General features: G+C 75.3%; 18 protein-coding genes. 15 read left to right on the top strand and 3 right to left on the bottom strand.

The genetic code is table 11. The features are described from left to right. Positions 1-48 precede the first annotated feature (48 nt). From ABZ836_RS17305 to ABZ836_RS17255, 11 genes are all read left to right on the top strand, one after another. On the top strand, positions 49-3,096 hold the full coding sequence (locus ABZ836_RS17305; RefSeq protein ID WP_361142998.1) for an FAD-binding and (Fe-S)-binding domain-containing protein: 3,048 nt from the start codon (positions 49-51) through the stop codon (positions 3,094-3,096). Between the two features lie 88 nt (positions 3,097-3,184). Continuing rightward, positions 3,185-4,132 (top strand): EamA family transporter, encoded by a 948-nt coding sequence (locus ABZ836_RS17300; protein WP_361142995.1) that lies wholly within the window; start codon positions 3,185-3,187, stop codon positions 4,130-4,132. A gap of 78 nt (positions 4,133-4,210) precedes the next feature. Next, positions 4,211-4,690, top strand: coding sequence for a GNAT family N-acetyltransferase (locus ABZ836_RS17295; protein ID WP_356129986.1), 480 nt, complete (start codon positions 4,211-4,213; stop codon positions 4,688-4,690). A gap of 431 nt (positions 4,691-5,121) precedes the next feature. Beyond that, positions 5,122-5,916, top strand: coding sequence for a TIGR03084 family metal-binding protein (locus tag ABZ836_RS17290; RefSeq protein ID WP_356129984.1), 795 nt, complete (start codon positions 5,122-5,124; stop codon positions 5,914-5,916). 2 nt (positions 5,917-5,918) lie between these two features. After that, positions 5,919-7,613 (top strand): acyclic terpene utilization AtuA family protein, encoded by a 1,695-nt coding sequence (locus tag ABZ836_RS17285; protein WP_361143265.1) that lies wholly within the window; start codon positions 5,919-5,921, stop codon positions 7,611-7,613. Then, on the top strand, positions 7,610-9,214 hold the full coding sequence (locus tag ABZ836_RS17280) for a carboxyl transferase domain-containing protein (RefSeq protein WP_361142991.1): 1,605 nt from the start codon (positions 7,610-7,612) through the stop codon (positions 9,212-9,214). Before ABZ836_RS17285 ends, ABZ836_RS17280 begins: the two co-directional genes overlap by 4 nt. 17 nt (positions 9,215-9,231) lie before the next feature. Further along, complete coding sequence (locus ABZ836_RS17275; protein WP_356130293.1) at positions 9,232-11,145, top strand: biotin carboxylase N-terminal domain-containing protein; 1,914 nt, start codon at positions 9,232-9,234, stop codon at positions 11,143-11,145. After that, positions 11,142-12,302 (top strand): acyl-CoA dehydrogenase family protein, encoded by a 1,161-nt coding sequence (locus tag ABZ836_RS17270; RefSeq protein ID WP_356129980.1) that lies wholly within the window; start codon positions 11,142-11,144, stop codon positions 12,300-12,302. Before ABZ836_RS17275 ends, ABZ836_RS17270 begins: the two co-directional genes overlap by 4 nt. A 99-nt stretch (positions 12,303-12,401) precedes the next feature. Next, positions 12,402-13,967 carry a 4-coumarate--CoA ligase family protein gene (locus ABZ836_RS17265; protein WP_361142987.1) on the top strand — a complete coding sequence of 522 codons (1,566 nt, stop codon included), beginning with the start codon at positions 12,402-12,404 and terminating at the stop codon, positions 13,965-13,967. Beyond that, the gene (locus tag ABZ836_RS17260) at positions 13,964-14,707 is read left to right on the top strand and encodes an enoyl-CoA hydratase family protein (protein WP_356129976.1); all 744 of its coding nucleotides are present in this window, start codon (positions 13,964-13,966) and stop codon (positions 14,705-14,707) included. The genes ABZ836_RS17265 and ABZ836_RS17260 overlap by 4 nt, the downstream gene beginning before the upstream one ends. Continuing rightward, positions 14,695-15,321 (top strand): TetR/AcrR family transcriptional regulator, encoded by a 627-nt coding sequence (locus ABZ836_RS17255; protein WP_361142984.1) that lies wholly within the window; start codon positions 14,695-14,697, stop codon positions 15,319-15,321. The genes ABZ836_RS17260 and ABZ836_RS17255 overlap by 13 nt, the downstream gene beginning before the upstream one ends. A 113-nt stretch (positions 15,322-15,434) precedes the next feature. Here the strand turns inward: ABZ836_RS17255 and pdxH are convergent, their stop codons facing one another. Then, positions 15,435-16,064 (bottom strand): pyridoxamine 5'-phosphate oxidase, encoded by a 630-nt coding sequence (pdxH, locus tag ABZ836_RS17250; protein ID WP_356130291.1) that lies wholly within the window; start codon positions 16,062-16,064, stop codon positions 15,435-15,437. A 271-nt stretch (positions 16,065-16,335) separates the two neighbouring features. On the opposite strand from pdxH, the gene ABZ836_RS17245 reads away from it, so the two are divergent. Together ABZ836_RS17245 and ABZ836_RS17240 are read left to right on the top strand one after the other, a co-directional pair. Continuing rightward, complete coding sequence (locus ABZ836_RS17245) at positions 16,336-17,439, top strand: citrate synthase 2 (RefSeq protein WP_356129972.1); 1,104 nt, start codon at positions 16,336-16,338, stop codon at positions 17,437-17,439. A 322-nt stretch (positions 17,440-17,761) separates the two neighbouring features. Beyond that, positions 17,762-19,279 (top strand): PAS domain-containing protein, encoded by a 1,518-nt coding sequence (locus tag ABZ836_RS17240; RefSeq protein WP_361142981.1) that lies wholly within the window; start codon positions 17,762-17,764, stop codon positions 19,277-19,279. Between the two features lie 82 nt (positions 19,280-19,361). On the opposite strand, the gene ABZ836_RS17235 is transcribed toward ABZ836_RS17240, so the two are convergent. Further along, on the bottom strand, positions 19,362-20,123 hold the full coding sequence (locus ABZ836_RS17235; protein WP_356129968.1) for an SIS domain-containing protein: 762 nt from the start codon (positions 20,121-20,123) through the stop codon (positions 19,362-19,364). 254 nt (positions 20,124-20,377) lie between these two features. Here ABZ836_RS17235 and ABZ836_RS17230 point away from each other — a divergent pair, with 254 nt between their 5' ends. Next, positions 20,378-21,070, top strand: coding sequence for a metal-dependent transcriptional regulator (locus tag ABZ836_RS17230; RefSeq protein WP_356129966.1), 693 nt, complete (start codon positions 20,378-20,380; stop codon positions 21,068-21,070). 786 nt (positions 21,071-21,856) lie between these two features. Continuing rightward, complete coding sequence (locus ABZ836_RS17225) at positions 21,857-22,828, top strand: alpha/beta hydrolase (protein ID WP_361142978.1); 972 nt, start codon at positions 21,857-21,859, stop codon at positions 22,826-22,828. Between the two features lie 36 nt (positions 22,829-22,864). Here ABZ836_RS17225 and ABZ836_RS17220 read toward each other — a convergent pair. Then, on the bottom strand, positions 22,865-24,123 hold a 1,259-nt coding region (locus tag ABZ836_RS17220; protein ID WP_361142975.1), incomplete at its 5' end, for a transporter.

Raw genomic sequence — 24,123 nt, 5'->3', positions numbered from 1 at the left:
GTCACCCCCGCTCCTGCCGAGGGCGTCGCCGCGGGGCATCCTGGGGAGATGCACGCTTCGGGAACCGGGGACAGGCACGCTCTGGAGACGGCGCTGCGCGCGGCGGTCCGCGGCGAGGTCGCGTTCGACGCGACCGCCCGCGCGCTGACCACCATGGACGCCTCCAACTACCGCCGGGTGCCGCTGGGCGTGGTCGCCCCGCGCGACGCCGACGACGTGGCGGCGGTGCTGGCGGTGTGCCGGGAGCACGGCGTCCCGGTGGTGCCGCGCGGCGGCGGCACCTCGATCGCCGGGCAGGCCACCGGCACCGGCGTGGTGCTCGACCTCACCCGGCACATGAACCGCCTGGTGTCGGTGGACGCGGAGGCCCGCACCGCCGTCGTGCAGCCGGGGCTGGTGCTGGACCGGCTCCAGGAGGCGGCCGCCCCGCACGGCCTGCGGTTCGGGCCCGACCCCTCCACGCACGGCCGGTGCACGCTGGGCGGGATGGTCGGCAACAACTCCTGCGGCTCCCACTCCGTGGCCTGGGGGACGACGGCGGACAACGTCGAGTCGCTGACGGTGCTCACCGCGCGCGGCGCCCGGCACCGTCTGGGCCGCGGCCGGCGCGGCGCCCCGGACGGGCTGGGGGACCTGGTCGACGCCGAACTGGCGCTGCTGCGGACCGGGTTCACGACCGGCCTGCCGCGCCGGATCTCCGGCTACGCGCTGGACGCGCTGCTGCCGGAGCGCGGCGGCGACGTCGCCCGGTCGTTCTGCGGCTCCGAGGGCACCCTCGGGGTGCTGACGGAGGCCACGGTGCGGCTGGTGGAGTCGCCGCCGGCCCGCGCGCTGGCGGTGCTCGGCCACGCCGACGAGTCGGCCGCCGCGCAGGCCGCCGCGGGCCTGCTGCCGCACCGCCCGCTCACCGTGGAGGGCATGGCCACCGACCTGGTGCCCTCCGCCGAGGGGCTGCCGCGTGGCGGGGCCTGGCTGTTCGTGGAGACCGGCGGGGCCAACGGGACCGAGGCGCGGGCCCGCGCCGAACGGATCGTGCGGGCGGCCGACGTGCTCGACGCGCTGGTGGTCACCGACCCGGCCGCCCAGCGCGCCCTGTGGCGCGTCCGCGAGGACGCCTCCGGCACCGCCACCCGGATGCCGGACGGCACGGAGGCCTGGCCCGGCTGGGAGGACTGCGCGGTGCCGCCCGCGCGCCTGGGCGCCTACCTGCGGGACTTCCGCCGCCTGATGTCCGAACACGGCCTGCGCGGCATCCCGTACGGGCACTTCGGGGACGGCTGCGTCCACGTCCGCGTCGACTTCGACCTGCTGACGGAGCGGGGCGTCGCGCGCTACCGCCGGTTCTCCGGGGAGCTGGCGGACCTGGTGGTCTCGCACGGCGGCTCGCTCTCCGGGGAGCACGGCGACGGGATGGCGCGGGCCGAGCTGCTGGAGCGGATGTACGGGGCGGAGGTGGTGCGCCTGTTCGAGCGGGTCAAGGGCGTGTGGGACCCGGACGGCCTGCTCAACCCGGGTGTCCTGGTCCGCCCGGAACCGCTGGACGCCAACCTGCGGTTCGCCGTGCTGCCCCGCGAGCCGGTCGACGTGGAGTTCGGCTACCCCGCCGACAACGGGGACTTCCGCGCGGCCGTGCGGCGCTGCGTGGGCGTCGCCAAGTGCCGCACCACCACGGTGGCGGGGCGCGAGGTGATGTGCCCGTCGTTCCGGGCGACCGGCGAGGAGGAGCACTCCACCCGCGGCCGGGCGCGGCTGCTCCACGAGATGCTGGCCGGCGAGGTGATCACCGACGGGTGGCGGTCCGAGGAGGTCCGTGACGCGCTGGACCTCTGCCTGTCCTGCAAGGGGTGCCGCAGCGACTGCCCGGTGGGCGTCGACATGGCCACCTACAAGGCGGAGTTCCTGCACCACCACTACGCGGGACGGCTCCGGCCGGCCACGCACTACGCCCTGGGGTGGCTGCCGGTGTGGCTGCGGGCGGTGGCCCGGACGCGGCTGGCGGGGGTGGTCAACGCGCTGGCCGCGGTGCGGCCGCTGGCGGCGGCGGGCAAGCGGCTCGCGGGCGTGGCACCGGAGAGGCCCGTCCCGCGCCTCGCCCTCGAGACGTTCACCCGATGGTGGGGCAGGCGTACGGGGGGCGGGGTTCACCCGCGGGGGGTGTGGACAGGGGAGTCGGCGCGGGACGGCGTTCACCCGGAGGGGGTGGGGACGGGGGAGTCGGCGCGGGACGGCGTTCACCCGGAGGGGGTGTGGACGGGGGAGCCCGCGCCGGACGGCGTTCACCCCGGCGGGGGACGGACCGTCGTGCTCTGGCCGGACACCTTCACGGACCACCTCTCGCCCTCCGTCGGCCGGTCCGCCGTACGGGTGCTGGAGGCCGCCGGGCTCACGGTGGTCCTGCCGCCGGTGACCCGGCCGGGCGGCCCGAGGATCGCCGACGGCCGGACCACCGGCATCGGCGGGGCCCTCGCCGTCCTGGTCACCGCCGCCCGCCGCCGCGGCCGGGTCTGCTGCGGCCTCACCTACCTCTCCACCGGCCAGCTCGACCGGGCCCGCACGGTGCTCCGCCGCACCCTCGGCCTGATGGAACCGGTGCTCGACGCCGGCCTCCCCGTCGTGGTCCTCGAACCGAGCTGCGGGGCCGCGCTCCGGAGCGACCTGCCCGAGCTGCTGGCCGACGACCCGCGTGCCGAACGGCTGGCCGCCGCCGTGGTCACCTTCGCCGAGGCCCTGGAGCGGTACGCCCCCGACTGGACGCCGCCCCGCCTGGACCGCCCGGTGGCCGGCCAGACCCACTGCCACCAGCACGCCGTCCTCGGCGACGCCGCCGACCGCCGGCTGCGCGAGGCGGCGGGCCTCACCGGCGACCTCTCCGGCGGCTGCTGCGGCCTGGCCGGCGACTTCGGCTTCGCCCGCGGCCACCACGAGGTGTCCGTCGCCTGCGCCGAGGACCAGTTGCTGCCCGCCGTCCGCGCCGCCGGGGAGGACACGGTGCTGCTCGCCGACGGCTACTCGTGCCGCACCCAGCTGGACCACCTCGCGGGTGAGCGCGCCCGCCACCTGGCGGAGGTTCTCGACGAGGCGCTGGGTAAGGACTGAAATGGTTTTACGCGGCTGACATCCGGCGCTTACCCTCTTGACCGACGACCCTCCCGCACCACCGCGCACACCACCAGGACGGCACCTCGTGAACGCACCCCGCACCGACCGGCCCCTCGCCGGCGCCACGGCGACCGGAGTCGGCCCCGCTCCCGCGCCCGAGGCCGGTGCCCGCTCCGCGCTCGGCCCGGTCGGCCTGGTGATGGGCGGTGTGGTCTCGGTGCAGTTCGGCAGCGCGCTGGCCGTGCAGCTGATGGACCGCACCAGCGCGCTGGGCGTGGTCGCCATCCGCCTGGTGGTCGCGGCCGCGCTGCTGCTGATCGTCTGCCGTCCCCGGCTGCGCGGCCACTCGCGGGCCGACTGGGGAACGGTGATCGCCTTCGCCGCGACCCTGGCCGGCATGAACGGCCTCTTCTACCAGGCCGCCGACCGGATGCCGCTGGGCCCGGCGGTCACCCTGGAGGTGCTGGGCCCGCTGGCGCTCTCCGTCATCAGCTCCCGGCGGCTGGTGAGCCTGCTGTGGGCGGGACTGGCGCTGGCCGGCGTGTTCCTGCTCGGCGGCGGCGACTTCTCCGGCCTCGACCCGGTGGGCGCGGCGTACGCGCTGGGCGCGGGCGTCATGTGGGCGGGCTACATCGTCTTCAGCGCCCGCACCGGCCGCCGCTTCCCCCAGGCCGACGGGCTGGCCATCGCCATGGCCCTCGCCGCGCTGCTGGTCCTCCCGCTGGGCGTCGGCTCCGCGGGCGCCGAACTCCTCGACCCGGTGACGGTGGGCCTCGGCGCGGGCGTGGCGATCCTGTCGTCCGTGCTCCCCTACACCCTCGAACTGATCGCCCTGCGCACCCTCCCGGCGTCCGCCTTCTCCATCCTGATGAGCCTGGAGCCCGCGGTCGCCGCCCTCGCCGGCTTCCTGATCCTCCACCAGACCCTCGGCGCGGCCCAGGCCGCCGCCATCGGCCTGGTGGTCGCCGCGAGCATGGGCGCGGTCCGCACCCAGGTGGGTGCGGTGCGGTTGAAGCCGTCGGACACGGCCTAGGCGCGGCACGTACCTGGCCGGGCCGGCCGGCGGGGAAAACACCGGCCGGGCGCCGCGCCGACCGCCTAGGGTTCCCGCATGGGTGAGGGACTGAGACTGGAGCCGGTGACGGCGCGGAACTTCGACGCGGCGGTCGGGATCGAGGTGGCGCCCGCACAGCGGCGGTTCGTGTCGCCGGTGGTGAAGTCGCTGGCGGAGGCGTACGTGTACCCGGAGAGCGCCTGGCCGCGGCTGATCCTCGACGGGGAGCGGCCGGTGGGGTTCCTGATGGCGTTCCTCGACATCGACTGGCTCGGCGACGGCAGCCGCAGCGACGTCCGGTCCGGACTGTGGCGGCTGAACATCGCCGAGGGCGAGCAGCGGCGCGGCTACGGCGCGTTCGCGGTGCGGGCGGTGGCGGAGGAGATCCGGCGGCGGGGCGGCTCGCTCTGCCACGTCACCTGGGAGCCGGGGGAGGGCGGGCCCGAGGGGTTCTACCTCGGGCTCGGCTTCCGGAAGACCGGCGAGGTCAGCGGCGGCCAGACCGTGGGCGTACTGAACCTCACCGCGTCCACCTGACCCGGACTGCGCGGAACCCCCCAGCGAACGCCGCGGGACCCGGCACGGGGCTGCGCGGGACCTCGCACCGGGTTGCGCGCGATCCCGCACGGGGCCGCGCGGAACCCCGTACCGGGCTGCGCGGGTCCCGGCACCGGGCTGCGCGCGATCCCGCACCGGACGGCGCGGAACCCCGTACCGGGCCGCGCGGGTCCCCGCACCGGACGGCCCGGGACCCCGCACCGGACGGCGCGGAACCCCGCACAGGGCCGCGCGGAACCCCACCCCGACCCGCGCAAGCCCTCGCACCGGCCCGCGCCGCCGAACCCCGCACCGGTCCCACCGCGCCCAGAAATCAAGCATGCACGCTTGATTGTTTCCCGCCCCGCTGCCATGCTCCGGAGCGCACCACCCCGCACATCGCCGTGCCCGGAGGGAGCAGGACGCCGAAGATGGACGATCCGACGTCGTCGGTGATCGACGACATGCGTGAGGAGTTCGAGGAACTCGACGCCCTCGTGGCGGAGTTGGACGACGCCCGGTGGGCGGCCCCGACTCCCGCGTCCGGGTGGCGCGTCGCCCACCAGATCGCCCACCTGGCCTGGACCGACCGGGCCGCGCTGGCCGCGATCGGCGACCAGGAGGCGTTCCGCGCGGAGGTCGAGCAGGCCCTCGCGGACGTGGACGGGTACATGGACGCGCAGGCCGCGCTGGGCGCCGGGAAGCCGCCCGCGGAGCTCCTGGCCACCTGGCGGGAGGGCCGCACGGCGCTGGAGGCGGCGCTGCGGCGGGTGCCGCGGGGCGCGAAGATCCCGTGGTTCGGGCCGCCCATGTCGGCCGCCTCGATGGCCACCGCCCGGCTGATGGAGACCTGGGCCCACGGCCAGGACGTCGCCGACGCGCTGGGCGTCGCCCGCCGCCCCACCGGGCGGCTGCGGCACATCGCCCGGCTCGGGGTGCGGACCCGTGACTACGCCTTCCTGGTGAACGGCCTGGCGGTGCCCGCCGAGGAGTTCCGCGTCGAACTCGCCTTCCCCGGCGGCCCGTCGTGGACCGTCGGGCCCGAGGACGCCGCGCAGCGGGTCACCGGGTCGGGGCCGGACTTCTGCCTGCTGGTCACCCAGCGCGCCCACCGCGCGGACCTGGACCTGCGTGCCGAGGGCCCGGACGCCGACCGGTGGCTGGACATCGCGCAGTGCTTCGCCGGCCCGCCCGGCGGCGGACGCGCCCCGAAGGGGGAAGCGTGACCGTGCCGCCGCCCCTGCGCATCGGCAACGCCTCCGGCTTCTACGGGGACCGCTTCGACGCCGTGCGCGAGATGCTGACCGGTGGCGGACTCGACGTGCTGACCGGCGACTACCTCGCCGAGCTGACCATGCTGATCCTCGGCCGCGACCGGCTGAAGGACCCCGAGGCCGGCTACGCCCGCACCTTCCTCCGCCAGCTCGAGGAGTGCCTGGGCCTCGCCCACGAACGCGGCGTGCGGATCGTCGCCAACGCCGGCGGGCTCAACCCGGCCGGGCTGGCGGCCCGGATCCGGGAGCTGGCGGAGCGCCTCGGGCTGCCGGTGCGGGTCGCGCACGTCGAGGGCGACGACCTCACCGCCGCGCACCCCGGCGCGCTCGCCGCCCACGCCTACCTCGGCGGCTTCGGCATCGCCGCCTGCCTGCGGGCCGGCGCCGACGTCGTGGTGACCGGCCGGGTCACCGACGCCGCCCTGGTCACCGGCCCGGCCGCCGCCCACTTCGGCTGGCGCCCGCAGGACCACGACGCGCTCGCGGGCGCCGTCGTCGCCGGACACGTGCTGGAGTGCGGCACCCAGGCCACCGGCGGCAACTACGCCTTCTTCGGCGACGTCGAGCCCCGCCGCCTGCTCCGCCCCGGCTTCCCGCTGGCGGAGGTCCACGCCGACGGCACCTCCGTCATCACCAAGCACCCCGGCACCGGGGGAGTGGTCGACGTCGGCACGGTCACCGCCCAGCTGCTCTACGAGACGGGCGGCGCCCGGTACGCGGGGCCGGACGTCACCGCGCGGCTGGACACCGTCACCCTCGCCCAGGACGGGCCGGACCGGGTCCGGATCGGCGGGGTGCGGGGCGAGGCGCCGCCGCCGGCGCTGAAGGTGGGCGTCAACCGGTTCGGCGGGTTCCGCAACCAGGTCGAGTTCGTGCTCACCGGCCTGGACGTGGAGCGCAAGGCCGAGCTGGTGCGGGCGCAGATGGAGGACGCGCTCGCCCGGGCCGGGTCCCGGCCGCGCGAGGTGTCCTGGGAGCTGGTGCGCACCGACCGGCCCGACGCACCGACCCAGGAGACGGCGAGCGCGGTCCTGCGCCTGGTGGTCCGCGACCCCGACCAGCGGGCCGTCGGCCGCACGCTCAGCAGCGCGGGCATCGAGCTCGCCCTGGCCAGCTACCCCGGCTTCCACGTCACCGCCCCGCCCGGCAAGGGCGCGCCCTACGGCACCTTCCACGCCGCCCGCGTCCCCCAGGGCGACGTCCCGCACGTCGCCGTGCTGCCCGACGGCACCCGCGAACCGGTCCCGCCGGCGCCGGAGACCCGGGAACCCGCCGCGGTCCCCGAGCCCCCGCTGCCCTCGCCGCCCGCGCCCGGGCCGTCCCGCCGCGCACCGCTCGGGCTGGTGGCCGGGGCCCGCAGCGGTGACAAGGGCGGCGACGCCAACGTCGGGGTGTGGGCCAGGACGGACGAGGCCTGGCGGTGGCTCGCCCACACCCTCACCGTCGACCGGTTCAAGGCGCTGCTGCCGGAGACCGCACCGCTCACCGTCACCCGGCACACGCTGCCGAACCTGCGCGCGCTCAACTTCGTCGTCGAGGGGATCCTCGGCGAGGGCGTGGCCGCGCAGCACCGCTTCGACCCGCAGGCCAAGGCGCTCGGCGAATGGCTGCGCGCCCGCTGCATGGACATACCGGAGGCCCTGCTGTGACCGTGCTGCCCACGGCCCTGGACACCGACAGCCCCGAGTACACCGCCCACCGGGCCGCCCTGCTGGAGAAGCTGGCCGCCCTGGACGCCGAGCACGCCAAGGCGCTGGCGGGCGGCGGGGAGAAGTACGTGGCCCGCCACCGCAAGCGCGGCAAGCTGCTCGCCCGGGAGCGGATCGAGCTGCTGGTCGACCCGGACACCCCGTTCCTGGAACTGTCCCCGCTCGCCGCCTGGGGCAGCGACTACCCGGTGGGCGGCTCGACGGTCACCGGGATCGGCGTGGTCGAGGGCGTCGAATGCCTGATCACCGCCAACGACCCGACCGTGCGCGGCGGCGCCACCAACCCGTGGGGGCTGAAGAAGGCGCTGCGGGCCGACGAGATCGCGCGGATCAACCGGCTGCCGGTGGTCACCCTCGTCGAGTCGGGCGGCGCGGACCTCCCCTCGCAGAAGGAGATCTTCATCCCCGGCGGCCAGGTCTTCCGCGACCTGACCCGGCTGTCCGCGGCCGGCATCCCCACCGTCGCCGTGGTGTTCGGCAACTCCACGGCCGGCGGCGCCTACATCCCCGGCATGTCCGACCACGTGATCATGGTCAAGGAGCAGGCCAAGGTCTTCCTCGGCGGGCCCCCGCTGGTGAAGATGGCCACCGGGGAGGAGAGCGACGACGAGTCGCTGGGCGGCGCCGAGATGCACGCCCGCACCTCCGGGCTCGCCGACTACTTCGCCGTGGACGAGCGGGACGCGATCCGGCAGGCGCGGCGGGTGGTCGCCCGGCTCAACCACCGCAAGGCGTACGCCGATCCGGACCCGGCCTCCGTCGAGCCGCCGAAGTACGACCCGGAGGAACTGCTCGGGATCGTCCCGGAGGACCTGAAGACGCCGTTCGACCCGCGCGAGGTGATCGCCCGGATCGTCGACGGCTCCGACTTCGACGAGTTCAAGCCCCTCTACGGCACCAGCCTCACCACCGGCTGGGCCACCCTGCACGGCTACCCGGTGGGCATCCTGGCCAACGCGCAGGGCGTGCTGTTCAGCGCGGAGTCGCAGAAGGCCGCCCAGTTCATCCAGCTCGCCAACCAGCGCGACATCCCGCTGGTCTTCCTGCACAACACCACCGGCTACATGGTCGGCAAGGAGTACGAGCAGGGCGGCATCATCAAGCACGGCGCGATGATGATCAACGCGGTGTCGAACTCGAAGGTGCCGCACCTGTCGGTGCTGATGGGCGCCTCCTACGGGGCCGGGCACTACGGCATGTGCGGGCGGGCCTACGACCCGCGGTTCCTGTTCGCCTGGCCGAGCGCCAAGTCGGCCGTGATGGGCCCGCAGCAGCTCGCCGGTGTCCTGTCCATCGTGATGCGGCAGTCCGCGGCGGCGAAGGGGCAGCCCTACGACGAGGAGGGCGACAAGGCGCTGCGGGCCATGGTGGAGCAGCAGATCGAGGCCGAGTCGCTGCCGGTGTTCCTCTCCGGGCGGCTCTACGACGACGGGGTGATCGACCCGCGCGACACCCGGACCGTGCTCGGCATCTGCCTGTCCGCGATCCACACCGCGCCCTTCGAGGGCGCGCGCGGCGGCTTCGGCGTCTTCCGGATGTAAGGGCGGTAACAGCGTTGATCACCAAGCACCTCATCACCAAACTGCTGGTCGCCAACCGGGGCGAGATCGCCTGCCGGGTCTTCCGCACCTGCGCCGGGCTGGGCATCCGCACCGTCGCCGTGCACTCGGACGCCGACGCCGGGGCGCTGCACGTCCGCAGCGCCGACGAGGCGGTCCGGCTGCCGGGCTCGGCGCCCGCGGACACCTACCTGCGCGGCGACCTGATCGTGAAGGCCGCCCTGGCGGCGGGCGCGGACGCCGTGCACCCCGGGTACGGATTCCTGTCCGAGAACCCGGAGTTCGCCCGGCAGGTGCTGGACGCGGGACTGATCTGGGTGGGGCCACCGCCGGAGGCCGTCGAGGCGATGGCGTCCAAGACCCGCGCCAAGGAGCTGATGGGACTCGAGCCGCTGCGCGAGGTCACCGAGGCCGACCTGCCGGTCCTGGTGAAGGCGGCGGCGGGCGGCGGCGGCCGCGGCATGCGGATCGTGCGCCGGCTGGACGACCTGGACGCCGAGGTGACGGCCGCGCGGGCCGAGGCGCTCGGCGCCTTCGGGGACGGCGAGGTCTTCGTCGAGCCCTACGTGGAGGGCGGCCGCCACGTCGAGGTGCAGGTCCTGGCCGACACCCACGGCACGGTGTGGGCGCTGGGCACCCGCGACTGCTCGCTCCAGCGCCGCCACCAGAAGGTGGTGGAGGAGGCGCCGGCCCCCGGCCTCGCGCCCGAACTCGTCGACGAGCTGCACGCGCTGGCGGTGCGCGCCGCCCGCGCGGTGGACTACGTCGGTGCCGGCACCGTGGAGTTCCTGGTCGCCGACGGCACCGCGCACTTCCTGGAGATGAACACCCGCCTCCAGGTCGAACACCCCGTCACCGAGGAGGTGTTCGGGATCGACCTGGTCGCGCTGCAACTGCGGATCGCGGAGGGCGAGCCGCTGGAGGCCGGACCGCCCGCCCCGCGCGGGCACGCGGTGGAGGCCCGCCTGTACGCCGAGGACCCGGCCAGGGGCTGGGCCCCGCAGACCGGGGTGCTGCACCGGATCGCCTTCCCGCGGGCCGCGGGCGTCCGGGTCGACACCGGGTTCGCCGACGGCGACCTGATCGGCGTGCACTACGACCCGATGCTCGCCAAGGTCGTCGCGTACGCCCCCACCCGCGCGGAGGCGGTCCGCAAGCTGGCCGGCGCGCTGGAACGGGCCGCCCTGCACGGTCCGGTCACCAACCGGGACCTGCTGGTGCGCTCGCTGCGCCACGAGGAGTTCGCCGCCGGCCGGATGGACACCGGTTTCTACGACCGGCACCTCGCCGGGCTCACCGAGGCCGCCCCCGACCCGCACGCCCCGCTGGCCGCCGCCCTGGCCGCGGCGGCCGGTCGGGGCGGCCGGTTCGGCGGAGGGTGGCGGAACGTTCCGTCGCAGCCGCAGACCCGGCGGTACCGGGTGGGGGAGACCGAGCACGAGGTCGCCTACCGGTGGACCCGCGCGGGCCTCGCCGCCGACGGGGTGCGGGTCGTGCACGCCGACGGGTCCCGCGTCGTGCTGGAGACCGACGGCGTCCGGCGCGGGTTCGACGTCGCCCGGTACGGCGCGTCGGTCTTCGTGAACGGCACCGCGCTCACCGAACTGCCGCGCTTCCCCGACCCGGAGTCCCGCCGGGAGCCCGGGTCGCTGCTGGCGCCCATGCCCGGCACCGTCGTCCGCGTCGCCGACGGGCTCGCCGTCGGGTCCGCCGTCACCGAGGGGCAGCCGCTGCTGTGGCTGGAGGCCATGAAGATGGAGCACCGCGTCACCGCCCCGGTCTCCGGCACCCTCACCGCGCTGCACGCCGCCCCCGGCCGCCAGGTCGAGGTGGGCGCCCTGCTCGCCGTCGTCCAGGAAACCCCGCATGCCGAGGAAGACACCACCCCGGAATCCGCTGAGGAGAACCAGTGAGCGTTGTCATCGAGACCGAGGAGAACCTGGCGCTGCGGCAGGCCGTCGCCGCGCTGGGCCGCCGTTACGGGCGGGCGTACGTGACCAAGGCCCTGGAGGAGGGCAAGGGACCCGAGGAGCTGTGGAACGAGGCGGGCAAGCTGGGCTACCTCGGGGTGAGCCTGCCGGAGGAGTACGGCGGCGGGGGCGGCGGCATCTACGAGCTGTCCCTGGTCCTGGAGGAACTCGGCGCGGCCGGCTGCCCGCTGCTCCTGCTGGTGGTCTCCCCGGCCATCTGCGGCACGATCATCTCCCGCTTCGGCACCGAGGAGCAGAAGCGGGAGTGGCTGCCGGGCCTCGCCGACGGCAGCCGGATCATGTCCTTCGGCATCACCGAGCCCGACGCCGGCTCCAACAGCCACCGCATCACCACCACCGCCCGCCGCGACGGTGACGGGTGGGTGCTCAACGGCCGGAAGGTCTTCATCTCCGGCGTGGACATCTCAGACGCCACCCTCGTCGTGGGCCGCACCGAGGACGCCCGCACCGGCAGGCTCAAGCCCGCGCTGTTCATCGTCCCGCGGGACACCCCCGGCTTCCACCGCACCGTGATCGACATGGACCTGGCCGCCGCCGAGAAGCAGTTCGAGCTGGTCCTGGACGACGTGCGGCTGCCCGCCGACGCGCTGGTCGGCGACGAGGACGCCGGACTGCTCCAGCTCTTCGCCGGACTCAACCCGGAACGGGTGATGACGGCCGCCTTCGCCGTCGGCATGGCCCGTCACGCGCTCGGCAAGGCGATCGAGTACGCCAAGGAGCGCCAGGTCTGGAAGACCCCCATCGGCGCCCACCAGGCGATCCAGCACCCCCTGGCCGTGGCGCACATCGAGGTGGAGACGGCCAAGCTGATGATGCAGAAGGCCGCGCACCTCTGCGACGCCGGCGATGACCTGGCCGCCGGGGAGGCCGCCAACATGGCCAAGTACGCGGCCGGCGAGGCCTGCGTGAAGGCGGTCGACACCGCCGTGCACACACTCGGCGGCAACGGCCTCACCAAGGAGTTCGGACTCGCCTCGCTGGTCAACGCGGCGCGGGTGGCGCGGATCGCCCCGGTCAGCCGGGAGATGATCCTCAACTTCGTCTCGCACCAGACGCTGGGTCTTCCCAAGTCGTACTGACATGGCCATATTTGTCGGCCACACCCCAGCCGGGGCGTGCTGTTCGTGGACAGCGTCACGCACAGCGTCATGCACAGCGTCGTGCGACAAGGAGCCCTGATGTTCCGCAGCGAGTACGCAGATGTCCCCGCCGTCGAGGAACCCATCCACGACGTGGTGCTCGGCCGGGCCGCCGAACGCGGCGACCTCCCCGCCCTGATCGACGGGGTCGACGGCATGACCCTCACCTACGCCCAGGTCGACGCCTTCCACCGCAAGGTGGCGGCCGGCCTGGCGGAGGCGGGGCTGGCCGTGGGGGACGTCCTCGCCCTGCACAGCCCCAACACGGTCGCCTTCCCCATCGCCTTCTACGCCGCCACCCGGGCGGGCGCGGCCGTCACCACGGTCCACCCGCTCGCCACCGCCGAGGAGTTCGCCAAGCAGCTCACGGACTCCTCGGCACGCTGGATCGTCACCGTCTCGCCGCTCCTGGAGACGGCGAAGGCCGCCGCCGGGATCGCGGGCGGCATCCGGGAGATCCTCGTCTGCGACACCGCCCCCGGCCACCGCTCGCTGATGGACTTCCTCGGCACCACCGCCCCCGAGCCCCGGGTGGAGATCGACCCGGTCAGGGACGTCGCCGTCCTGCCGTACTCCTCGGGCACCACCGGCACGCCCAAGGGCGTGATGCTCACCCACCGTTCCATCGCCACCAACCTGGCGCAGCTGGAACCGGTGGTGCCGACGGGGGAGGGCGAGAGGATCCTCGCGGTGCTGCCCTTCTTCCACATCTACGGGCTCACCGCCCTGATGAACGCCCCGCTCCGGCTGGGCGCCACCGTCGTGGTGCTGCCCCGCTTCGACCTGGAGGCCTTCCTCGCGGCGATCGAGAAGCACCGGATCACCGCCCTGTACGTCGCCCCGCCGATCGTGCTGGCCCTCGCCAAGCACCCCGCCGTGGACGGCTACGACCTGTCCTCGGTGCGGTACGTCATCAGCGCCGCCGCCCCGCTGGACGCCGAACTGGCCGAGGCCTGCCGGGCACGGCTCGGGGTGCCGACGGTCGGCCAGGCCTACGGCATGACCGAACTGTCGCCCGGCACGCACGTCGTCCCGCCGTTCGCGGAGGACGCCCCGCCCGGGACGGTCGGCAAGCTGATCGCCGGCACCGAGATGCGGATCGTCTCGCTCGACGACCCCGCCGAGGACGTGGCCGCCGGGGGGACCGGCGAGATCCTCATCCGCGGCCCCCAGGTGATGAAGGGCTACCTGGGCCGCCCCGACGCCACCGCCGCCATGATCGACACCGACGGCTGGCTGCACACCGGCGACGTCGGCCGCGTCGACGCCGACGGCTGGCTGTTCGTGGTGGACCGGGTCAAGGAGCTCATCAAGTACAAGGGCTACCAGGTCGCCCCGGCCGAGCTGGAGGCCCTGCTGCTCACCCACCCCGGCATAGCCGACGCGGCGGTGATCGGGGTCTACGACGACGACACCAACGAGGTCCCCGCCGCCTTTGTGGTCCGGCAGGCCGGGGCCGGGGAGCTGACCGCGGCGGAGGTGACGGCCTACGTCGCCGAACGCGTCGCGCCCTACAAGCGGGTGCGGCGGGTCACCTTCGTCGACGCCGTGCCGCGGGCGGTCAGCGGCAAGATCCTGCGAAGAGAACTGAGGGAGAACGCATGACGGAGCCCACCCCGGTGCGCCGGTCGGACGAGCGGGGCGTCGCCACGCTCACCCTGGACTCGCCGGGCAACCGCAACGCCCTGTCGGCGGCCCTGGTCGGGCGGCTGTCCGAGCTGCTCACCGAGTGCGCCGGGGACGACGGCGTGCGGGCCGTGGTCCTCGCCCACACCGGCACCACCTTCTGCGCGGGCGCCGACCTGCGGAACCCGCCGTCCCCGCAGGAGCTGGTCGGGCTGCTGCGGCAGATCCTGGAGCTGCCCAAACCGGTGCTCGCGCGGATCGACGGACACGTCCGGGCGGGCGGCCTCGGGCTGCTCGGCGCCTGCGACATCGTGGCGTCCACCTTCGCCTCGGACTTCGCGTTCACCGAGGTGCGGATCGGGGTGGCGCCCGCGGTCATCTCGCTCACCCTGGTGCCCCGCGTCGACCCGCGGCCGCTCACCCGGTACTACCTCACCGGGGAGAAGTTCGACGCCGAGGACGCCGCCGCGATCGGTCTGGTCACGGAGACGCACTACGACCTGGACGAGATCCTGGCCCCCGTCCTGGACGGCATCCGCCGCGCCTCCCCCCAGGCCCTCGCGGAGACCAAAGCGCTGGTCACGGCTAAGGTGCTGGAGAACTTCGACCGGGACGCGGACACCCTGTCCGCGCTCTCGGCCCGGTTGTTCTCCTCCGACGAGGCGCGGGAGGGGATGACCGCCTTCCTCGAACGACGGGATCCCGCGTGGGTGATGTGAACCAGGTGTCCGCCGTCGCGCGCGCCCCCAAGCAGGACCGCAGCCGGGCCACCCGGCGGCGGCTGCTGGAGGCCGCGGTGGCCTGCCTCGCCGAACACGGCTGGGCGGGCTCGACGGTGGCCGTGGTCGCCGAACGGGCCGGCGTCTCCCGGGGCGCCGCCCAGCACCACTTCCCCACCCGCGAGGACCTGTTCACCGCCGCCGTCGAGCACGTGGCGGAGGAACGCTCCACCGCCCTGCGGGAGCTGTTCCCGCGGGGCGCGGCGGGGGACCGCCGGGCCGTGGTCACGGAGATCGTGGCCCTGTTCACCGGGCCGGTCTTCCGCGCCGCCCTCGCCCTGTGGGTGGCCGCCTCCAACGAGGAGCAGCTGCGCCCCCGGGTCACCGAGCTGGAGGCCCGGGTCGGCCGGGAGACCCACCGCACCGCGGCGGAGCTGCTGGACGCCGACGAGTCCCGGCCGGGCGTCCGGGAGACCGTGCAGGGCCTGCTGGACATGGCCCGGGGGCTGGGCCTGGCCAATCTGCTCAGCGACGACACCGCCCGCCGCGAACGGGTCGTCGCCCAGTGGGCGGCCCTGCTCGACGAGGCGCTGGGGCCACCCCGCGCCCGGTGACGCCACGGCCACGCGACGCGCGGGGCCGCCGGGCCCTCGGGGCCGCCGGGCCGTTCCGCGGTCACGGCCACCGGGGCCACCGGGCCGCCGTTCCGCCCACCGGGCCGCCGCCGTCAGGGGCTCAGCCGCTCGATCCGCCAGCCGCCGCCCGGCAGGGCGACGTAGCGGAGCCGGTCGTGCAGCCGGTTGCCGCGGCCCTGCCAGAACTCCACGCTCTCCGGCGCGACCCGGAAGCCGCCCCAGTGCGGCGGCACCGGCACCTGCTCGTCGGCCGGGTAGCGGGCGTCCAGCTCGGCGAAGGCCCGGTCCAGCTCCTCCCGCGAGCCGATCACCGTGGACTGCTCGCTGGCCCAGGCGCCGAGCTGGGAGCCGTGCGGCCGGGTGCGGAAGTAGGCGGCCGTCTCGTCCCGGCCGGTGCGGACGGCCGTGCCGGTGACGATCACCTGCCGGGCCATCGGGTACCAGGGGAACAGCAGTGAGACGTGCGGGTTCTCGGTCAGCTCGCGGCCCTTGCGGGAGCCGTAGTTGGTGTAGAAGACGAACCCCTGCTCGTCGATGTGCTTGAGCAGCACGGTCCGTGAACTGGGGCGGCCCTCCGCGTCGGCCGTGGACACCACCATCGCGTTCGGCTCGAACACCGCCGGGTTGTCCGTGGCCTCCCGGAACCAGCGGCCGAACTGCTCCACGGGCGTGCCGGCCAGATCGGACCGGACCAGCCCCTCCGCCTGGTAGTGCCGGCGCATCGCGGCGGGATCCGGCGCGGCGGCGAGAACGGTGTCGTCGGCCCTGTCGAGGGCGGCTTCTCGGTCGTTCACGCGATCATCTTGCCGTATCCGCAGGCACGTTCGGGTCGCGGACGGGTGAAGCGCGTGCGGCGGGTGGAGGACACGACGGGTGGAGTCATCGGGTGCGGCGACGCACGGGTGGCACTCAGTGCCGCGCCTCTCCCCAAATGTGGCACTCCTGGATACGATCCGGGCTACGGGGCAGACCACAACCGTCGAGGAGCCGCACATGTCCGACTTCGTTCCCGGGCTCGAGGGAGTCGTCGCGTTCGAGACGGAGATCGCCGAACCGGACCGGGAGGGCGGGGCCCTGCGCTACCGGGGCGTCGACATCGAGGACCTGGTGGGCAAGGTCGGCTTCGGCCACGTCTGGGGTCTGCTGGTCGACGGATCGTTCAACCCCGGCCTGCCGCCCGCCGAGCCGTTCCCCATCCCGGTGCACTCCGGCGACGTCCGCGTCGACGTCCAGGCGGCGCTGGCGATGCTCGCCCCGGTGTGGGGCCTCAAGCCGCTGCTGGACATCTCCGTGGAACAGGCCCGTGACGACCTGGCCCGGGCCGCCGTGATGGCGCTGTCCTACGTGGCGCAGTCGGCGCGCGGCCAGGGCGTGCCGATGGTGCCGCAGCGGGAGATCGACAAGGCGAACTCCATCGCCGAGCGGTTCATGATCCGCTGGCGCGGCGAGCCCGACCCCAAGCACGTCGCCGCCGTCGACGCCTACTGGACCTCGGCCGCCGAGCACGGCATGAACGCCTCCACCTTCACCGCCCGCGTGATCGCCTCCACCGGCGCGGACGTGGCGGCGGCGCTCTCCGGCGCGGTCGGCGCGATGTCCGGCCCGCTGCACGGCGGAGCGCCCTCGCGGGTGCTGGGCATGATCGAGGAGATCGAGCGCACCGGCGACGCCGAGGGCTACGTCCGCGGCGCCCTGGACCGCGGGGAGCGGCTGATGGGCTTCGGCCACCGGGTCTACCGGGCCGAGGACCCCCGCGCCCGTGTGCTGCGGCGCACCGCGCGCGACCTCGGCGCGCCGCGCTTCGAGGTCGCCGAGGCGCTGGAGAAGGCCGCGCTGGCCGAGCTGCACGCGCGGCGTCCCGACCGGGTGCTCGCCACCAACGTGGAGTTCTGGGCGGCCATCGTCCTCGACTTCGCCGAGGTCCCGGCGCACATGTTCACCTCGATGTTCACCTGCGCCCGCACGGCCGGCTGGTCCGCGCACATCCTGGAGCAGAAGCGGACGGGGCGCCTGGTGCGGCCCTCGGCGCGGTACGTCGGTCCCGGCGCGCGACCGGTCGAGGAGATCGACGGCCACCAGGACATCGCCCGGGGCTGACGGCCCGGGGCGGGACAGGGAACGACCCGCGAGCTCGGTCCCACGGAAGGGGGCCGGCCGGACGTGCCGGCGAGCTCGCGGGTCGGGTGACTGCTGGGTCTGGGCCGAGGCCCCTGACCGGCGTACTCGTGGTCACGGGCCGTCAGCCCGCAGCCACCTCACGCGTCCGGGTGTCACTCATGTACCCGATCACCTCCTTTCCCGTGTAGCCCCACCGTACGACCGTGCCCGGTCCGGGACAACGCCTTTTCCGCCCGGCTGTCCCGCCGGGGGTGCCGTCTTGACCGAAAGCCCTGTTCGCGGGGGCCGTCCGTGGGTTTGAATGGGAGCCCCACGGCCCAGCACAGGGGGTACCACCGTGACCGCTCCCACCGGCGAGAACCAGTGCGGCGACCGGCTGCTGGCCGCCCTGCTGAACGGCATGGACGCCGCGCTCTGCGCCTTCGACGCCGACGGCGTGGTGACCCACTGGAACCGTGAGGCGGAGCGGATCCTCGGCTGGACCGCCGCCGAGGCGGTCGGCCGCCGCGGCCTGTCCGGCTGGGCGGTCCGCCCCGCGGACGCCGCCGACACAGAGGCCCGGCTGACCGCCGCCATGCACGCCGACGGGCGCCGCGTCCACGACTTCGCGCTGCTCACCAAGGACGGCGGACGGGTCCTGGTGCGCACCCAGTCCGCGGCCGTCCCCGGCCCGGACGGCACTCCCGCCGGCGTCTACCTGGCCTTCGGCCCGGCCGACGCCCAGACCGACCTCGAACGCTCGCTCGCCCTGAGCGAGGCGCTGTTCCAGGAGGCCTCCTGGGGGGTCGTGCTGCTCGACGCGGACCTGCGTCCCGCGGTGGTCAACTCCCACGCCGCCCGCGCCTTCGGCCGGACGCGCGGCGGACTGCTCGGGCGCCCGCTGGGGGAGGTGCTGTCCGAGGGCGTGCGCGAGGTCGAGTCCGCGCTGACCCATGTGCTGGCCCAGGGCACGCCCCCGGCGCCGGCCGACCTGTGGGTCACGGTGCACGGGGGCGCGGCATCCGGTTCGGGCTCCGGCGCGGGTTCGGGTTCGGGCTCCGGCTCCGGCTCCGGCGCGGGTTCGGGTTCCGGGTCGGGTTCCGGCTCCGGCTCCGGCTCCGGCGCGGGTCCGGGACCGGGGTCCGGCTCCCGCTCCGGGGCCGGCTCCGTCGAGGGCGGCGAGGAGCGGCGGCGCTGCTGGCGCAGCGGCTTCCTGCGCCTCGCCTCGCCGCTGACCGAGGAGCCGGTGCCGCTGGGCGTGGCCTGGCTGTTCCAGGACGTCACCGAGGCCCGCGTCACCGAGCGGGAGGCCGCCGTCACCCGTTTCCGCGCCGCCCAGCTGCACCGGGCGTCCCGTGCGGCCGCCGAGTGCGAGGACCCGGCGGAGGCCGCCGCCGTCCACCTCGACTTCGCGCTGGCCGGCTTCGCCGACCACGCGCTGCTGGACCGGGTGGCCGGCAGCGCGGTGCCGGACGACGAGGGGACGCCCGTCCGGCTGGTCCGCGCGGTGGCCACGCCGTTCGGCACGTCGGGGGCCGGGGAGCCGGCCGACCGGTCCGGGCTCCCGGTGCCGTACCCGCCGGGGCACCCGGCGCTGCGGTGCGCGGAGCGCGGGGGCACGGTGCGGGTGTCGGCCGCCGCCGGGTTCGCCCGCCAGTGGCCGCCGGGCGCCGCGCACGCGCTGTGCGTCCCGCTGCGCAGCCGGGGCCGCACGCTGGGCGTCGTCACCTTCCTCCGGGGCGCGGCGCGCGGACCCTTCGGCCGCCACGACGTGGCCCACGGCGAGGACGTGGCCGGCCGCGTGGCCACCGCCCTCGACCTGGCCTCCGCCCTCGCCTGACGGGGGACGGGGGACGGGGGACGGGGGACGGGGGACGGGGGACCGGGCGCCCCGGGACCCGGCGCCGCTCGGCGCGGCGGGGTCAGTGCTGGTGGTGGATGCGGTCGCGGTAGCGCGCGAAGACCGCGTCGTTCCACGCGCGGCCCCCCTCGACGTTCCCGGACCGCAGCAGCGGGGGTTCCACCCCCCTGGCGACCAGCCCGGCCGCCGCCACCGCCATGACCGCCTGCATGACCGCCGACGTCACCACCGTGGAGGCGGACGCGAACGGCGCCCCCGCGCCCTCCAGCGTCAACTCCGCGTCCCCCACCGCCACCTTCGAGTCGATCACCACGTCGCAGTGGTCCTTGAGGAAGGTGCCCGAGGGGTTGGCCGGCGCGGTCTCCCGGGCGTAGGCGAGGGAGGTGACCCCCACCACCCGCACCCCCCGCTCCCGCGCCCGCGAGGCCAGCTCCACCGGCAACGCGTTCCGCCCCGACAGCGAGATCACCACCAGCAGGTCCCCGGCCCGCAGCGGCGAGACGTCCAGCACCGTCGTCGCCAGCCCCTCCACCCGCTCCAGGGCGGAGCCGAGCGTGGCGGGGCGGACGTCCACCCCGGTCAGCCCGGGCACGGACAGCAGGTTCATCAGCGCCAGCCCGCCCGCCCGGTAGACCACGTCCTGCGCGGCCAGCGACGAGTGCCCCGCGCCGAAGGCGAACAGCCGTCCGCCCCCGGTCACGGTGTCCGCCACCAGTTCCCCGGCGGCGGTGATCGCCTCCGCCTCCTCCTCCCGGACCCGACGCAGCAGCTCCGCCGCCGCGTCGAAGTACCGGCCGACCAGATCGTCCCCGAGACCGCTCACCGCAGGCTCCCTCCTGTGTGCCGATGATCACGGTGAGGTCTGGACCACAGTGGTGTCAACGGGGGGCATCTCCCGTTTCCCGAGGGGCAGACGGGAACCGAACGGGCGTGGACGGGTTCCCCCGGCGGGGCACGGTTGTCCGCCGCATGCGTAAGAATTGGTTGCGGAGTCGGCGCGCCGCCCGGAGCAGCCGGGCAGGCCTGACCGCCGAGGCTGCGCGCGGCTTATCGGCAGATGTATTGCGAGGGGCACGTATGTCCGGACTGATCGACACCACGGAGATGTATCTCCGCACCATCCTCGAGCTGGAGGAGGAAGGTGTGGTCCCCATGCGCGCCCGGATCGCGGAGAGGCTGGACCAGAGCGGGCCCACGGTCAGCCAGACGGTGGCCAGGATGGAGCGGGACGGCCTGCTCTCCGTGGCCAGCGACCGTCATCTGGAGCTGACCGACGAGGGCCGGCGGCTGGCCACGCGGGTCATGCGCAAGCACCGGCTGGCCGAGTGCCTGCTGGTGGACGTCATCGGCCTGGAGTGGGAACAGGTGCACGCCGAGGCCTGCCGCTGGGAGCACGTGATGAGCGAGGCCGTCGAGCGTCGCGTCCTCGAACTGCTCCGGCACCCGACCGAGTCGCCCTACGGCAACCCGATCCCGGGCCTGGAGGAACTCGGCCAGGAGACCGCGGCCGACCCGTTCCTCGACGAGGGCATGGTCTCGCTGGCCGAGCTGGAGCCCGGCCGCGAGGGCAAGACGGTCGTGGTGCGCCGGATCGGCGAGCCCATCCAGACGGACGCGCAGCTCATGTACGCGCTGCGCCGCGCGGGCGTCCAGCCCGGCTCGGTGGTCAGCGTGACCGAGTCGCCCACCGGTGTGATGGTCGGCAGCGGCGGCGAGGCCGCCGAGCTGAACAGCGAGATCGCGTCGCACGTCTTCGTGGCCAAGCGCTGACGCCTCTCCGGCGGGGCGGCCTGGTGCCGGTTCCGCCGCCGGGCTCGCTCCGTACGCCTGCGCGCGCCGCCTGAGCGGGGCGGCGGGCCGGCGGGGCGGGTCATGAGCGCTCCGCCCCCGTTCGCGTCCCTGCCCCCGCTCGCGCTCGCGCCCCCGCCCCGCCTCCGCCCGCGCGGAGTCGGGAGCTCGGAGGAGTGCGTGCCGGCCCCCGCGACCGGCGAGTACGGCTCGCCGGACATGCCTGGGGCGCGCGTCCGCAGGGCGGGTACCGCGGCGGATTCCCCGCGGATCCCGGCCCGGTGGGGCCGGCGACCGCGTCCCCGGGGGCGTCCGGCCCGCCCGGAGGCGCCGCCCCCGGTCGTCGCGCGCGCCGTCTTTCACGCCGTTCGCCTTTCCAAGGGGGCCGCCCGTGCGGCAGTGTGGTGTGCGAGGCATATGACCCGAGGACCCCGCCCCGAGGGGCGACCCGGACGAGAGGGCCCCGGCGCGGCGAAGGCCGTGCCGGGGCCCGTCCTCCCCTGCGCCGACCTGGAGCCCCGAGCTCCCGAGGTCGGCCCTTCCCGCGGACCCCTGTCCCCGAGTGGTCCGCCCCCCGCTCAAGATCTCCCCCCGCCGACAGCGGTCAATCCCCGGCCGTGGTCACTCGAACGAGGGGTGTCGGCGATATGAGGCCGCGTTTTCGAATGCATCTTCGATAGTCTGCGAGGGATGGCGCAAAGCAGCGCACACCCGGTCAGACAGGCGTAAGGATGGGCGCGTGTCAGGGCGCGCATGGAGGGGGCACGGATGGCACGGCGGATCGATCTGACCGGAGCGGGTGGCCTGCGCCTGGCCGCCTGGGAGTTCGCCGACCCCCCGAAGCCGGCCGGGCAGGCCGGCTCCCCGGGGCCGGACGACGGTGGGGCGGAGAGTCCCTGGCCCGGCGGTGGCGCCGGGCCGGAGAGGGGCGGTGAGCCGGGCGTCGGACCGGGCGTCGGAGCGGCGGCCAAGGGCCCAGGGGTCCTGTTACTCCACGGGCTGCTGGGCCGGGCCTCGCACTGGGCGGAGACCGCCCGCGGCCTGGCCGGCGACTGCCGCGCGGTGGCGCTCGACCAGCGGGGGCACGGGCTCAGCGAGCATCCCGCCGGCACCGCCGGGCTGACCCCGGAGGCCTTCGTGGCCGACGCCGCGGCCGCCCTGGAGCAGCTGAGCCTCGGCCCCGCCGTCGTGGTGGGACACGGCATGGGCGCCCTGGTCGGCTGGCGGCTCGCCGCCGAGCGGCCGGACCTGGTGCGCGGCCTGGTCCTGGCGGAGATGAAGGCCTCGGCCCTCGGGGCGGCGCTGCAGCGGGAGTGGGAGGACTGGCTGGCGGCCTGGCCCACCCCCTTCGCCACCCTGGAGGACGTCCGCGAGTGGTTCTCCCGCGACCCCTGGGTGGAGCGGCCCAGCAGGGCGCGCGCCTCCTACTACGCCGAGGTCATGACCCAGGCGCCGGACGGCTGGCGTCCGGTGTTCGACCCCGAGCAGATGCGGCAGGTCCGCCGCGGCTGGGCCTTCGACGCCCACTGGGAGGAGCTCGCCCAGGTGCCCTGCCCCACGCTGGTGGTGCGCGGGGTCGACGGCCACCTCGGCCGTGCGGAGGCGCACGAGATGGTCCGCGTCCTGCCCCGCGGCGAGTACGCCGAGATACCCGACGCCGGCCACCTCCTCCACCACGACCAGCCCACGGCCTGGCGGGAGGTGCTGACCCCCTTCCTGCAGGGCGTGCTGACGCCCTGAGCGCCGCGCGGGCCGGGGGCGGCGGCCGGCGCGCGATCAGCCCTTGCTGACGGCGGCCAGGATCTCCGGCAGCCGCTCGGCAGCCCTGGGCGCGACCAGCCGCAGCCCGGCCACCGTCAGCAGGGCGCCGTACGCGGCGCCCACCGGCAGCAGCAGCCAGCTCCACGCCGCGGCGTGCCCGGCGACGTGCATCCAGACGGTCAGCGCGATCACCGGGGCGGAGAGCACCGAGGCCGCGGCCGTCCCGCCGACGATCGCCATCCACACCAGGCCCACCTGCCCCGGGGCCACGTTCCGGTTGCCCTCCGGGGGGATGGAGTACGGCAGGCGCACGGAGGCCCACGCCCCGGTCGCCGTCATGGAGCCCAGCAGCGCCAGCGACAGCCCCACCGTCTCCGGGAGCTTCGCCCAGGCGTCGAGCACCGCCACGGTCGCCACGCACACCAGCACCGCGTACGGCACCGCGTAGGACAGCAGCGCCAGCGCCCGGCCCCACAGCTCGCGCAGGGCGTCCCGGGGCGAGGAGATGGTCATCGCGACCATCCAGAACCCCGAGTAGTCCTGGCCGAACTGGTTGTACATCATCGAGCCGAGCATCCCCGCCGCGAAGCAGGCGAAGTACACCGACCCCGACCCCTGCAGCGCGTTGAAGAGCGGCACGATCAGCCCGACGGCCAGGGAGATCACCAGCGCCGCGCGGGTCTTGGGGTCGCGCCAGGCGTAGCGCAGGCTGCGTTCCATCACCGTGCGGACCCGGCCGGCCGGAACCAGCCGGGTGACCAGGGAACCGCCCGGGCGTCCGGCGCGGGCGGCGGCCGGCTCCGCGGCCTGCAGCGTGGAGGCGTCCGGAGCGGTCATCAGCCGGGTCAGCGTGGCCGACCACCACCCGAGCGCCAGTGCCAGGGCGAGCGCGGTCAGCGCCAGCTGGGCCGCCGCCGTGCCGTACGCGCCGTCGCCCGCCGAGTCGACCGCGCCGATCGCCGAGGCCGGCGGCACCCAGCGCAGCACCTCGGCGTACGGGTCGAGCTGCGCCAGCCCGGAGGCCCCGAGCCGCTGCACGCCGAAGTTGACGCCCTGCGCGCCGATCGCCACGATCAACCCGCTGACCACGGCCAGGTCGCGCCCCCGGCGGCTGGCCAGCAGCCGGGTGTTGGCGGTGACCACGGCGCGGGCCAGCGCCACGCACGTCAGCAGCGCCAGCGCCACCGCGACCACCCCGGTCACCGCCCCGGCCGCCCCGCGGGCCACCGCGACCGCCGACCCGGCGAGCAGGCAGAGCGTGAACAGCGGCCCGA

The organism is Streptomyces sp. NPDC047130, assembly GCF_040643475.1.
In the GTDB taxonomy this organism is placed as follows: Bacteria; Actinomycetota; Actinomycetes; order Streptomycetales; family Streptomycetaceae; genus Streptomyces.
This window is presented reverse-complemented; position numbering and strand designations above follow the sequence as displayed.

Bases quoted from the DNA above. Each gene is read 5' to 3' on its own strand.
- ABZ836_RS17240 (WP_361142981.1), top strand. From the start codon at position 17,762: ATGGGAGCCCCACGGCCCAGCACAGGGGGTACCACCGTGACCGCTCCC.
- ABZ836_RS17245 (WP_356129972.1), top strand. From the start codon at position 16,336: ATGTCCGACTTCGTTCCCGGGCTCGAGGGAGTCGTCGCGTTCGAGACG.
- ABZ836_RS17295 (WP_356129986.1), top strand. From the start codon at position 4,211: ATGGGTGAGGGACTGAGACTGGAGCCGGTGACGGCGCGGAACTTCGAC.
- ABZ836_RS17290 (WP_356129984.1), top strand. From the start codon at position 5,122: ATGGACGATCCGACGTCGTCGGTGATCGACGACATGCGTGAGGAGTTC.
- ABZ836_RS17265 (WP_361142987.1), top strand. From the start codon at position 12,402: ATGTTCCGCAGCGAGTACGCAGATGTCCCCGCCGTCGAGGAACCCATC.
- ABZ836_RS17260 (WP_356129976.1), top strand. From the start codon at position 13,964: ATGACGGAGCCCACCCCGGTGCGCCGGTCGGACGAGCGGGGCGTCGCC.
- ABZ836_RS17230 (WP_356129966.1), top strand. From the start codon at position 20,378: ATGTCCGGACTGATCGACACCACGGAGATGTATCTCCGCACCATCCTC.
- pdxH (WP_356130291.1), bottom strand. From the start codon at position 16,064: ATGCGCCGGCACTACCAGGCGGAGGGGCTGGTCCGGTCCGATCTGGCC.
- ABZ836_RS17225 (WP_361142978.1), top strand. From the start codon at position 21,857: ATGGCACGGCGGATCGATCTGACCGGAGCGGGTGGCCTGCGCCTGGCC.
- ABZ836_RS17305 (WP_361142998.1), top strand. From the start codon at position 49: ATGCACGCTTCGGGAACCGGGGACAGGCACGCTCTGGAGACGGCGCTG.